The sequence below is a fragment of the Ruegeria marisrubri genome (assembly GCF_001507595.1).
Classification (GTDB): domain Bacteria; phylum Pseudomonadota; class Alphaproteobacteria; order Rhodobacterales; family Rhodobacteraceae; genus Ruegeria; species Ruegeria marisrubri.
In genome coordinates this window covers 1-12,631 of record NZ_LQBQ01000023.1, presented here as the reverse complement: position 1 = coordinate 12,631, position 12,631 = coordinate 1, and the positions used below count along the sequence as shown (strand labels likewise).

Annotated in this window: 9 protein-coding genes; 8 read left to right on the top strand and 1 reads right to left on the bottom strand. The window is 55.2% G+C overall.

All coding sequences use genetic code 11. The features are described 5' to 3' along the window. Positions 1-6 precede the first annotated feature (6 nt). Complete coding sequence (locus tag AVO45_RS10775; RefSeq protein WP_157770141.1) at positions 7-837, top strand: hypothetical protein; 831 nt, start codon at positions 7-9, stop codon at positions 835-837. Positions 838-1,200: 363 nt separating this feature from the next. Here the strand turns inward: AVO45_RS10775 and AVO45_RS10770 are convergent, their stop codons facing one another. Further along, the gene (locus AVO45_RS10770; protein ID WP_157770140.1) at positions 1,201-3,000 is read right to left on the bottom strand and encodes an SUMF1/EgtB/PvdO family nonheme iron enzyme; all 1,800 of its coding nucleotides are present in this window, start codon (positions 2,998-3,000) and stop codon (positions 1,201-1,203) included. 418 nt (positions 3,001-3,418) lie between these two features. Here AVO45_RS10770 and hsdR point away from each other — a divergent pair, with 418 nt between their 5' ends. From hsdR to AVO45_RS10730, 7 genes are all read left to right on the top strand, one after another. After that, entirely contained in the window at positions 3,419-5,878 is a 2,460-nt protein-coding gene (hsdR, locus tag AVO45_RS10760) for an EcoAI/FtnUII family type I restriction enzme subunit R (RefSeq protein ID WP_068346820.1), read from the top strand. After that, positions 5,878-6,411 (top strand): hypothetical protein, encoded by a 534-nt coding sequence (locus AVO45_RS10755; protein WP_157770139.1) that lies wholly within the window; start codon positions 5,878-5,880, stop codon positions 6,409-6,411. Before hsdR ends, AVO45_RS10755 begins: the two co-directional genes overlap by 1 nt. Positions 6,412-6,420: 9 nt before the next feature. After that, positions 6,421-7,860 carry a class I SAM-dependent DNA methyltransferase gene (locus AVO45_RS10750; protein WP_240482121.1) on the top strand — a complete coding sequence of 480 codons (1,440 nt, stop codon included), beginning with the start codon at positions 6,421-6,423 and terminating at the stop codon, positions 7,858-7,860. Then, positions 7,857-8,936 carry an endonuclease NucS domain-containing protein gene (locus AVO45_RS10745; protein WP_082688754.1) on the top strand — a complete coding sequence of 360 codons (1,080 nt, stop codon included), beginning with the start codon at positions 7,857-7,859 and terminating at the stop codon, positions 8,934-8,936. The genes AVO45_RS10750 and AVO45_RS10745 overlap by 4 nt, the downstream gene beginning before the upstream one ends. After that, complete coding sequence (locus AVO45_RS10740) at positions 8,933-10,669, top strand: restriction endonuclease subunit S (protein ID WP_068346812.1); 1,737 nt, start codon at positions 8,933-8,935, stop codon at positions 10,667-10,669. The genes AVO45_RS10745 and AVO45_RS10740 overlap by 4 nt, the downstream gene beginning before the upstream one ends. A 38-nt stretch (positions 10,670-10,707) precedes the next feature. Next, positions 10,708-11,235: a hypothetical protein gene (locus AVO45_RS10735; protein ID WP_068346810.1), complete on the top strand. Its 528-nt coding sequence runs from the start codon at positions 10,708-10,710 to the stop codon at positions 11,233-11,235. A gap of 119 nt (positions 11,236-11,354) precedes the next feature. Further along, positions 11,355-12,299 carry a hypothetical protein gene (locus AVO45_RS10730; RefSeq protein WP_068346808.1) on the top strand — a complete coding sequence of 315 codons (945 nt, stop codon included), beginning with the start codon at positions 11,355-11,357 and terminating at the stop codon, positions 12,297-12,299. The last annotated feature ends 332 nt before the right edge of the window (positions 12,300-12,631 follow it).

Here is a 12,631-nt window from a genome sequence, read left to right as displayed (position 1 = left end):
GAATCATTGAAAAGAAAGAGAAAAATATCATCCGCCCACGATGGCAAACACTGGCTTCAGGTCGGAAAAGAGATACTGGGCGCGATGGAGGCCCGAGATGATTCGGGTGGCATGACAGAGGCGGGCATCATGGAAAAGTGCGCCGCGCGGTATGGGAAGAGCATTCACACCATCCGGAAAATCATAGATGCCACAACTTGGGTGAAGGGATTTTACCCGAAGCTCATTGAAAATCCGCCCGAACTTTTTCCCTTAACGCAAGCGCTTCAACTGCGGACAATCCATAGGCTCGATCCATCAGTCGGAAAGGAAATTTCCAGTGATGTTTTCGAAGGAAAATTTAGCGGCCCGCAACTCGCGGACATAGTCGTCGAGCTAAACAAAAAATACCGTCCAAAGCCAGTAGCACCTGACAAACTCAGCCCAATTGAAATCAAGAGAAGAAAAGCTGAAGCACTGGAGGAGGAAGTCAGCAACTTGCTTGCGCAATTGCTCGAGGGCGAAAATTTTCCATCAAGACCCGAAGTATCGAGTGGACGCGCTGTTGTTCCTCCATGTGACTTCGTGGTGAGCGTGGATGGAAAACCGACAATCGTTGCAGAAGTGAAAAACTTTTCCTCCAAGGAGCCGACCACCAATCTGGTTTCTCTACTGGGAAACTGCGCGCTCTGGCAAAATCAGGGATTTTCCCCCTGGCTGTTTTTCCCGTCTGATGCCGCCCCACGAATTGACAAGTTCCAATCCATGGCAATCAAGTGCGGCGTCACTCCATTGGAGATTTTCCTGGTTGGCGACGGTAAGGCCAAGCCGTGGGAATCTACTGTTACGAAGGATTAGGAAACCGAGACCGTCCACGAAGTCGGAGTAGATGCTCTGTCGGTCCCTGCAGGAAGCCAAAACCGGCCTTGAGAAAGTGGCGAGGGCTTGAAGCCCCCGCCTTTCGATCTACTTCGCTTTTCCACCTCCCGCGGGGCCGTTCGAACGCCCGCCGCCGGAGGGGTTGCCAGTTGTGCTCGGCCAGCCACCACCATTTCCTTGACCTTTTCCCATTGTATTTTCTCCTCTGAAAGTTTGATTGATTGCTGCCTTCGCATTTCTTGCCGATTGGTCAGATCCGCACGGCATCTGTCTGAGTGTTTTTTTTGGGGGGGCGGCAAGGCCCCGCCCGTTGAGTGCTTTGGATCTTTACCGGGTGGATTTTCACTCAAGTTCGTAGACAAGCCTGAATCCGATACGCATTCTCTTGTAGGCACCAGTTGAATGTGGAGCCATCCTGTCTCGCTCGGCTGAAACTCTGTCTCCCCAGCGAGGGGACTCGGTTCCTTCCTCGGACATTGAATCAGGGATCGCCGCGAGATGCAGTGGCGCCGAATTCATAGCCCCAGCGTGCAAGCTGTTGATCGCCGCCCCATGAAGCGAAAGCCATTCACCGAAGTCAATTGCTCGCAGGAAACGCACACCATCATCTGTTCGTTCCCAGGGAAGCTTGGATTCATTGCATCTATACTTGGTCCCGAAAAACTGATGCTTTTCATCCCTGTTGCCGGTCTCAACGATACGGCCCGCGTTGAGATACTCGAAATCAACCTGGACCGCCCGAAGTTTGGAGCGAAACTCTTTTGTGATTGCGAGCCATTCTTTTTCGGTCGGAAGTCTGACCGGCAGTTTTCGAACCTTGCTGACAGTCGCGGCAAACGCCGCAGCGTCATACCACGTGACTGATGCCGGAGCGGATTGGATGTCATCGTCAAGATTGCATTGACGCCAATCATCTTGCTCGGGTGGAAAAGGACGGTAGCGGGTGTAGAGTTCGTTCTCATGCATCATGAAGTGCCGAAACTCTTTGATCGAGATTGGATCCGAAACCGCGAGACGCTTGCCCTCAATGATGACCTCGTTGAACCCATCGGCCAAAGGTGCGCCTCTTGCAGGCGCTATGTAACGCCCCTTCTCAATGAGATAGGTTCGGAGAACTTGCTCCTCGCCGGGGTGACTTCGCGGTTGGTTCCCATTCGCATAGTAATGCTGCTCAGCGTTGTGCTGATCCAGTTCCAACCATCCATCGTTCTCGAAATAGGCCCATCTCCGAAAATGATAGAGATCATCCGATTTCGGGACATCGGCGTTCTTCAAATAGGGAAGGTGAATGTTGTGGTTGAACTTGGTTTTTCTGAGTTTTGGAAAAACAAAATCATATCCCCCAGCCCAATCGCGAAGAAAGATCAGCTTCTCATTGAACGGCAATACGTCCACCCATCCCCGCTTCAGTTTTGGTATTACTCGGGTCAGAATTTCGGCCGCTCCACGGTAGCGTTTTTCTTCCAGTTCAATTTCCTCGGCCCCCATGTAATTGGGAAAGTAGACCTTCGCGACAAAAGTCGTTTCCGTTTCGCCGGGATCGCGTGCGTATTGAAGCAACTGGTCACCAAGCAGCGTGCTCAGCATCCAACAAGCATCTAACGAAAGAATCCGATCCTCATGTTGGATGATCCAATTCATGGGTATGTCGCGCCGAGCTATAGGTATTTCTGAGGTGTCGCGAATTGTCGCTCCGGTAAACCGGTTCCTGACCTCAAATCCAGGAATGCCCACGGCCGCCTCGAGCAAGTCAAACCAGTCTACACCTGCACCCGTGAAGACACGAGTAGGACACTGTCTTCCTGACCCGAAACACCGATCCGAAATTTGGGCCAAGTCTACTTCGATTGGCCTGTCCAGAGTATTCGGATCGCGCAGGCCAGCGATCTGCAAGTTATGGCGCTTTTTGAACTCCTCAAGTTTGGCCACTTGTGTCTCTTTGAAGCCCGCGAAGCCACCCCGAAAACCGAGTTCTCTGCAGATATAGTTGAGGACGGTAGTGTGTTTGATATCCTCTCGGTCTTTCGCGAGACGACGCGCTGAACCGCGCAGAAAATCCGGCTCAATTCCAGTTAGTTCCGCGACGTGAAAGTTGTCGAACGGAAGGAATTTCGGTGCAAAGTTTGATGTTGTTGAAAGCATATTAGCCTCTCCGCGTTCGGTGGGAGTGGCAAAACATGTTGGCTCAGCGACAGCTGTAGGTCTCTTTGTCAGCCACACCGAACTTCGTAGCTGCCCCAGGCCGACCATAGCCTGCGTTGACACATATGAGTGCTAATCGACGTTGTCAACCCACACGTGCAAGCAGAGTGGATACCCTCTACGGTCACGGTTTTTCGTTTTCTGAAAATTCTCTTGGGTGTCATTTCAAAGCGCCATAAAAAAAACCCAAAGCGGTGCGCTTCTCACATGCCTGTTCTGTCCGGCTATCCAGCCATGACGCTGGAAGAATCTCTGAAATCTGTGACAATCAGTGCTTGCTCCAACTGAAAAAGCAACCAGTGCTTGTATCAATCTGTGCCTTCGTTACCTTGCCTACAGAACGTGACGAGTGTGAAGCATGGACAAACAACTTCTTTCCGAAAGAGACATCTGCAGCAAGTATATCACGCCTGCGCTCCAGAGCGCGGGCTGGGACCTGCAAACGCAGATTTCTGAGGAGAAGACCCTCACGGATGGGCGCATTATCGTCCGCGGAAAGCTGGTGGCGCGCGGCAAGCAGAAACGGGCCGACTATGTCCTCTACCTGAAGCCGAACATCCCGATCGCTGTCATCGAGGCAAAGGATAACAAGCACGCCATCGGCGATGGAATGCAGCAAGCACTGACCTACGCAAAAATGCTGCGTGTCCCGTTTGCCTTCTCGTCAAATGGCGATGGATTTGTCTTCCACGACAAGACCGGATTTTCGGCCGCCATGGAAACGCAGATTGGTCTCAACGAGTTTCCGTCTCCGGAGAGTTTGCTCCGCCGTTATGAAGCCTGGAAAGGCATGAATGAGGCCCAGGCGGGGGTGGCGTTCCACGGTTACCATGACACCGGAAAGACGCCGCGTTATTACCAGATGAACGCCGTCAACGCCGCGGTCGAGGCAATCGCGCAAGGGCAGAGCCGGCTTCTCCTCGTCATGGCGACTGGGACAGGCAAGACTTTCACGGCTTTCCAGATCATTTGGCGGCTGTGGAAATCGGGTGCCAAGAAACGGATCCTGTTCCTGGCCGACCGGAACGTTCTCGTCGATCAGACCATGGTAAACGACTTCAGGCCCTTCGAGGGGGCGATGGCCAAGCTCTCGACGCATTCCAAGACCATCGAACGTGCGGACGGAAGCGTGGAGACCCTGGATCTGGCTATCGACAAGAAACGCCGGATCAACACCGCCTACGAAATCTACCTCGGTCTTTACCAAGCCCTGACCGGCCCCACTGAGGCGCAGAAAATCTACAAGGAATTGTCTCCGGATTTCTTCGACCTGATTGTCGTCGACGAGTGTCACCGCGGCAGCGCTGCCGACGACTCCGCATGGCGGGAAATCCTCGAATACTTCTCCAGTGCCACCCAGATCGGCATGACCGCGACCCCGAAGGAAACGGAGTATGTTTCGAACATCAACTACTTTGGTGCGCCGATCTATTCCTACTCCCTGAGAGAGGGAATCGATGACGGTTTCCTCGCGCCCTACAAGGTTATCAAGTGCCACATAGATCGGGACGTTCAAGGCTACCGCCCAGATCCGGGGCAACTCGATCGCGACGGCAACGAGGTGGAGGACCGGATCTACAACGCCAAGGATTTCGACCGAACGCTCGTCATCGATGACCGCACGAAACTCGTGGCCCAGCGCGTCACCCAGTTCCTGAAGGAAAGTGGTGATCGTTACCAGAAAACAATCGTCTTCTGCGTCGACCAGGAACACGCGGCGCGGATGCGCCAAGCCCTCGTCAACGAGAACCAAGACCTCGTCGCCAAAGACCCGCGCTATGTGATGCGGATCACTGGGAACGACAAGGAAGGACTTAACGAACTCAGCAACTTTATCGATCCTGAGGTCGACTACCCGGTCATCGTAACAACTTCGCGCCTGCTCAGCACTGGCGTGGACGCGCAGACCTGCAGGCTGATCGTGCTGGACCGGGAAGTTGGCTCGATGACCGAGTTCAAGCAGATTGTCGGCCGGGGCACCCGGGTCCATACCGATACAGGAAAATACTACTTCACTCTGATGGATTTCCGCGGTGCGACGAACCACTTCGCCGATCCTGACTTCGACGGTGATCCGGTTCAGATCTACCAGCCGGGCCCGGATGATCCGATGATGCCGCCTGATGAACCGGCTCCCGGTCCAGGCGAGGATGAAGGTGGGTCGGATGGTGGTGAAGACCTGATCGATCCAGTGGACCCGGAGGGCTCATGGATCGATCCTGGTCAGGACACGAGCCCACCAACCGGCCCGCAGAAGAAGATCTATGTCGATGGCATCGGCGCCACCATCCTCGCCGAACGGGTCGAATATCTCGACTCCAACGGCAAGCTCGTCACTGAAAGCCTCAAGGACTTCACGCGCAAGCACCTGACCAAGCGCTTCGCCACGATGGACGACTTCCTTCGGCGCTGGAACGAGGAGGAGCGCAAACAGGCCATTATTGAAGAACTTGCCGAAGAGGGCCTCGATCTCAAAATCATCGGCTCTGAACTCGGCAAGGATCTCGATCCCTTCGACCTGATCTGCCATGTCGCCTTCGACGCCAAGCCTCTGACCCGAAAGGAGCGGGCCAACAACGTCAAGAAACAGGATGCCTTCGGAAGATATGGGGACACGGCGCGGGCCGTGCTCGAGGCGCTTCTCGACAAATACGCTGATGACGGCGTGCTCAATCTCGACGACACCAATGTGCTCAAGATTGATCCTTTCGCGCACATGGGAACACCGCTTGAACTTGTCCGCGCATTTGGGGGAAAAGCAGCCTATCAGAAGGCGGTTCAAGACCTGCAGGACGCCATCTACAAAAAGGTTAGTTGATGTCGGGAGCAAAACAGCAAGGCCATTTGGATGGCTTGTGCGGTGTATATGCAGTTGTGAACTCTTTTCTGAAACTCAACGCCGGATACGAAAACGAAATTTTTCAAGCTTGCTGTCGTGCACTGTCGCGCTCACGCTGGCCGAGCACCCTTTGGGAAGGCACATCACTTCGCGATCTTGAGACCATGATTAAGTTCTGCCTGGGTGAAGTTGAGGGATTAGACAGATTTCATGTTTCGTATCCCTTCCGCGCGAACCAACCCAAGTCCAACGACGAGTTTTGGCAAGCATTCGATAGATTGTTCGCGGAAAACCGCGAAGGGAAAAGCGCAATAGTCGGACTGACAAAACCGGACCTGCACTGGTTGGTGGCGCTTCCGAAGCGAAGCAAGATCGAGTTCATTGATTCAGACCGTTTGTCCTCCAACACAAAGGTGCCCAGAGAGGATATCTATGCGGGAGATCGTCGAACTAACGGTCAAACTTACTGCGTTGTTCGCAAGGAAGTCATAATCATTGAAAAGGTCGCCTGAGCTATGTCCATGAGAAACCTCATCAAATCCATCCAGGACACCATGCGCAAGGACGTTGGCGTCGACGGTGATGCGCAGCGCCTGTCGCAGCTCGTCTGGATGTTCTTCCTCAAGATCATCGACGACCAGGACGAAGCGCTTGAGGTCATGAAGGACGATTACGTCTCGCCGATCCCCGCCAACCTGCAATGGCGGGCATGGGCGGCCGACCCCGAGGGCATCACCGGCGACGCCTTGCTCGACTTCGTCAACAGCGAACTCTTCCCGACCCTCAAGGAACTGCCGGCCACCACGCCGCGCGCCCGCGTCGTGCAATCGGTCTTTGAGGACGCCTACAACTACATGAAGTCCGGCCACCTGATGCGGCAGGTGATCAACAAGATCAACGAAGTCGACTTCAACTCGCTCACCGAACGCCAGCATTTCGGCGATATTTACGAACAGCTGCTGAACGACCTGCAGAACGCAGGCAACGCCGGCGAATACTACACGCCCCGCGCGGTCACCTCGTTCATGGTGCAACAGGTCGACCCCAAGCCCGGCGAAATCCTGATGGATCCCGCCTGCGGCACCGGCGGCTTCCTCACCTGCGCCATGCGCCACATGCGCGAGCGTTACGTCAAGCGCCCAGAGGACGAGACACTGATGCAGGCCTCGCTGCGCGCGGTGGAGAAAAAGCCGCTGCCGCACATGCTCTGCACCACCAACATGCTGCTGCACAATGTCGAGGAACCATCCTGGGTCAAACACGACAACACGCTGGCCCGCCCGCTGATCAGCTGGACCAAGGACGAGCGCGTCGACATCATCCTCACCAACCCGCCCTTTGGTGGCAAGGAAGAGGACGGGATCGAGAACAACTTCCCCGCCTTCAAGACCCGCGAAACCGCCGACCTCTTCCTCGCCCTGATCATCCGCCTGCTGAAAAAGGGCGGCCGCGCCGCGGTGGTGCTGCCCGACGGCTCGCTTTTTGGCGAGGGGATCAAGACCCGGCTCAAGGAACACCTGCTGACCGAATGCAACCTGCACACCATCGTGCGGCTGCCGAACTCGGTCTTCAAACCCTACGCCTCGATCGGCACCAATCTGCTGTTTTTTGAAAAGGGCTCACCAACGAAAGAGGTCTGGTATTGGGAGCACCGCGTGCCCGAGGGGCAGAAGGCCTATTCCATGACCAAGCCGATCCGGTTGGAACATCTGGACGACTGCGCCGCATGGTGGGGCGGAGCCGAGCGTGAAGGGCGGCAGGAAAACGACCGCGCCTGGAAAGTCTCGATCGACGAGATCCGCGAGCGGAACTTCAACCTCGACATCAAGAACCCACATATCGTCGAGGATGATCATGGCGATCCAGAAGAACTGCTGAACGATCTGACCAAGGCTGAGGCCTCAGTCGAAAGCCTGCGCACCGAGCTGAAAGCCATTCTGACTGAGGCTCTGGCACGATGAACACTCACAGCTTTTCTGACTATGCCTTGGGGCAACTGCGGGCGGCCAAGGCCGCGATGGTCGAGGATCTTGAGATCGCTAAAATCCTCGAATCCCAGGATGAGGTCCTTGCGCGGTATAGCCCCGCGTTCCAACCCGATCGCATTAAAAACCTCGAAGAAGACGTCCTTCGATCATTTCTGCGTATTGAAAACAATCACCACTGGTCCGGTCTGCATCGTCAGGTAAACCGTGTATGCGCCGACATGACCGCAACCCGTGCAGCACTCGCTGAGTTAGTTAATGAGACGCGTCCAATAGCAGACCGGATGCAACCTGTTACTGAGATAAAAGGCATGGGGAAAGGGATCATCTCCGCAATCCTTCATGTCGCTTATCCCAAAAAATACGGCGTGTGGAACAACACATCGAATGATGGTCTGGACGCTCTCGGCCTGCTCCCTCATCCACCTCGGGGTGCCAGTTTCGGCGAACGCTATGCCGCAGTGAACGAAGTCCTCGTCGCTCTGGCGGATGAACTTGATGTCGACCTTTGGACCCTTGATTCGATCTGGTGGTATCTTGAAGATGACAATGACGAAGAGAACGTCGATCAGCCTGCAGTTCCCCCACTGGGAACTCAGAACGCTCTTCCAGCCACCAAGACCACCCGCTTTGCCCTCGAACGCCACCTGCATGACTACATGTTCGACAATTGGGACATGCTGGACCTTGCGCAGGAGTGGGATATCTACACCCGCGACGGAGAGCCCGAGGCCGGCTACGAATTCCGCACCCCCATCGGGCGCATCGACTTGCTGGCCAAGCATAAACGCAAACCGAGCTGGCTGGTGATCGAACTCAAGCGCGAGAAATCATCGGACGCGGTGGTCGGTCAGGTGCTCCGCTATATGGGCTGGGTGCAGAAACATCTGGTTGAAGGTGGCGAAACGGTCGAGGGCCTCGTCGTCGCCACCGAAGGCGACCCGCAACTGCACTACGCGCTCACGGTCGTGCCCTCAGTGACGTTCAAATCCTACGAGGTCGAATTCCGCCTCAAGAACGGCCCGACCTTTGAGGAGTTCTCTAAGCCATGAATGCCGACCGTTTTTTGGAATTGTATGAGCAGATCAGCGAAGCGCCGGACGCCATCGTGCGGCTGCGGCGGTTTGTGCTGGATCTGGCCGTGCGGGGGAAGCTGGTGGAGCAGGATCCGGGGGATGAGCCTGCATCGCAGCTATTGAAGCGGATCGAGGTAGAGAAAGCGCAAATTGTCGGTGACGGCAAGTTCAAGCGGTATGAGGGGAAATTCGAAAGGAATCAGGAAGCGTTTGCTTTCCAGCTCCCCACAAACTGGCATTGGTGCTATTTGGATGATGTAGCAGCTATTGCACGAGGTGGTTCGCCCCGCCCAATTAAATCGTACTTAACGGACGAACCAAATGGAATTCCATGGATTAAAATCGGCGATTCAACTCGCGGCAGCATCTACATCGATAACACCGCAGAGCGCATTAAGGCAGAGGGCCTTGCGAAATCTCGGCTCGTGGTTCCAGGGGACTTGCTGTTATCAAACTCAATGAGCTTTGGCTTCCCGTACATCACGAATGTCGAAGGCTGCATCCACGATGGATGGCTGGTCATTCGGACGCCCGAGAAACTTATCAGCAAATTATTCCTCTATACATTGTTCCTGTCGGAACACGCAAAGCGCTCGTTTGCGGAGGCCGCATCTGGCGCTGTTGTTCAGAACCTAAATGCAGACAAGGTAAGGCAGCTAACTGTTCCCCTCCCCCCTCTCGCCGAACAGCACCGGATCGTTGCAAAGGTCGATGAGCTCATGGCGCTCTGTGATCGGCTGGAGGAGGCCCGCAAGACCCGCGAGGAGACGCGCGACAAGCTCACCGCCGCCAGCCTCGCCCGCCTGACCGCCCCCGACACCACGCCCGAGGACTTCCCCGCCCACGCCCGCTTCGCCCTCGAAGCGCTGCCCGCCCTCACCAAGCGCCCCGACCAGATCAAAACCCTCCGCCAAACCATCCTCAACCTCGCCGTCCGCGGGAAGCTGGTCGAGCAGGATCCGGAGGATGAACCGGCGTCGGAGTTGTTGCAGCAAATTAAAGTTGAGCAAGCGGTGTTGGCGAAAGCCGGCAAGATGAAGAAACCAAAGCGCTTACCAGCGATTGATTCAGAGTTGGTGCCGTTCGAGTTGCCAGTGGGTTGGGTTTGGGCGAGGTTCCCAGAACTCGGAATTTTTGGGCGTGGCAAATCCAAGCACCGTCCGAGAAATGACCCTGCGCTTTACAGTGATGGGAAAATTCCATTTGTTCAGACAGGCGATGTCGCACGATCCAAAGGCTTAATCACATCCAGCACCAGTTTCTATAATGATGTGGGTTTAGCTCAAAGTATGCTTTGGCCCCGTGGCACAATGTGCATCACTATTGCTGCCAATATTGCCGATAGTGGGATTCTTGACTTCGACGCTTGTTTTCCCGACAGCGTTGTCGGTCTTGTTCCTGCTTCAATGTTCGATAGTGCGAAGTATTTTGAGTATTTCATTCGAACAGCAAAAGCGAACTTGTTCGAGTTCGCCCCAGCGACTGCGCAAAAGAACATCAATCTCGGCATACTCGAGACAGTCCTAATTCCCCTTCCCCCTCTCGCCGAACAACACCGCATCGTGGCGAAGGTCGATGCCCTCATGGCCCTCTGCGACCGGCTGGAGGCCGCCCTGACCACCGCCGACACCACCCGCACCTGCCTCCTCGAAGCCCTCCTCCACGAGGCGCTGGAGCCCTCCGCCAACGTGCTGGCGGCGGCGGAGTAGAACTGCATTTTGTCCCAATCCAAAAATTAGATCTCGACATGATAAGCATCACGGAACTCAAGGCATATATGGCCGCATACCCGGAACACCCCCCACGCACGACTGCTCTGGAACAACGCATTCGCATTGGAACAGGGTTTCACGACAAGTGGTACCGATCTCAGCGCGAGCATATGCTGGGATGGATGGTGGTTCAGGAATGTCAGGCTCGGATGAAAGGCAAGGACCCGATGACGGTTGATGCCAGGGGCATGTGGGGGCGGTTGAAATGCAGCCCCGCAATGTTCTGGCTGGCCGAGAGTGCCGGCGTGCCCAACGATATTCTTGAACAGGCCGAGAAACAGGCGGCGGCAGCGGCGCGGCTCAATCCAATGGATGGAGATCCGCATGGCAGGATGATGCGCCAGATATTGCCGTGGGATGTGGTCAGAGAAGCCATTCAGACAGGCAGAAGGGGACGTCCAGCGGAAGAAGCTGAACTGATCGCGCGTGATGCGTTCGACAGGCTGACGCGCAAAGTCTCGAACTATCGCAAGCACCGAAATTGGCTTCCTGCAACCCGATGAATTATTGCCGTTATTTCCGACGGCATTGAGCCTTGGTGGTAGCAAGTTCACACGTCCAAATCGCGTTGCAAACCCCATGGCTGAGAAGCTTGAAACAACTTTGATTTGGGAAAACCGGAATGAATACAGGGCTGCCCGACGGAAAACAAATCTGGATCCGTTCCCTCTATGGCTTCAACCCCGAGGAAGACGGCTATATCGGCTGGTCCCAGGAAAGCGCCAGAGACAGCTATCTGGGCAAGCTGAATGATGGCGATCTCATCATGATCTACGGAGCAAACGCGAAGGAAACCGAGCAGTCCCTCCGCTCTTATGTGCTCGGTTTCGTGCAGATCGATGCAACGCCCATCATGGATTACGAGAAAGCGTCTGAGCTTGGCCTGAAGCGCAAGAAGGAGAAGGGGTGGGCGGACAAATGGACCTACGGGCTCCCCGTTCGCCGGGCCTGGCGCGCGGAAGAAAAGGTCATGATCAGCACGATTGCCTTCAATTCCTACCGGCCGGAAGCCGGCCAAGCCCTTGCGGTTCATGGAACCGACCTCGATCCGGACGAAATTGCCCAAGCTCTGAAAATCCGGGTTCGAGAGGTCAATGTCTTTGGCGAACCTCCCGTGCAGTCGGAGGCGGAGTCGGTGAAGCCGTTCGCTGAGGTTTTCAAGCCTTCGCGTGCTTTTCCAGGCAGCGCAGGCGAAAGGACCGCCGTCTATGAGGACGGCGACACCTACCTTTATCTCGCCGTCTATGATGGGGACGGCCACGCGTTCATCGGCAGGAAGAAAGCCTTTGGCGACAAGTCGGTTGCCATGAAAATTGGCGTATCCATTGCACCAAAGCGCCGGTGTGAAGAACTGAGCGCAGGGATTCCCCCGGCGGCTTGCGGGAAGTGGGCATTGCGTCTGATTTCGCAGGCTTTCCCTGACAAGAAGTCCGCAGAAGAAGTCGAAGAACTCTTCAAGCAACGATCTTCCGGGCGCCTCGAGAGTCTTGGCAAAGAGTTCTTTTGGGGTGCACTTGATGAAGCCGAGAGCCTTTGCTGGTCCTTGCCTGGCATGTCCCGCTTTTGAACACGAAAGATCCACAGTTAACCCAGTTTTTGCCCTCCGGCAGTTCGGAAAATCACAATGGAAGTTTATCGCACGTCAGGAACAGCTCTCACTGAATAAACTTCTAATCGACTTTCACAGATGCGTTTCAATCTGGAGAAACGGAGTGATTAGTATCCGTCAACAAAGGGCGGACTGCAGACATTCACTGCGGGTGCGTCCTGATCGATGCAGAATGGCGTGAGTGGACAATAAGATTGCGTCAAATCCTCAGAATCTACTGTACTGCCGCATGGCGGCTCCGAACCCAATCCGGAAGCGCTAATTTTCGCTGCGATGGTGAAGTTCCTCAT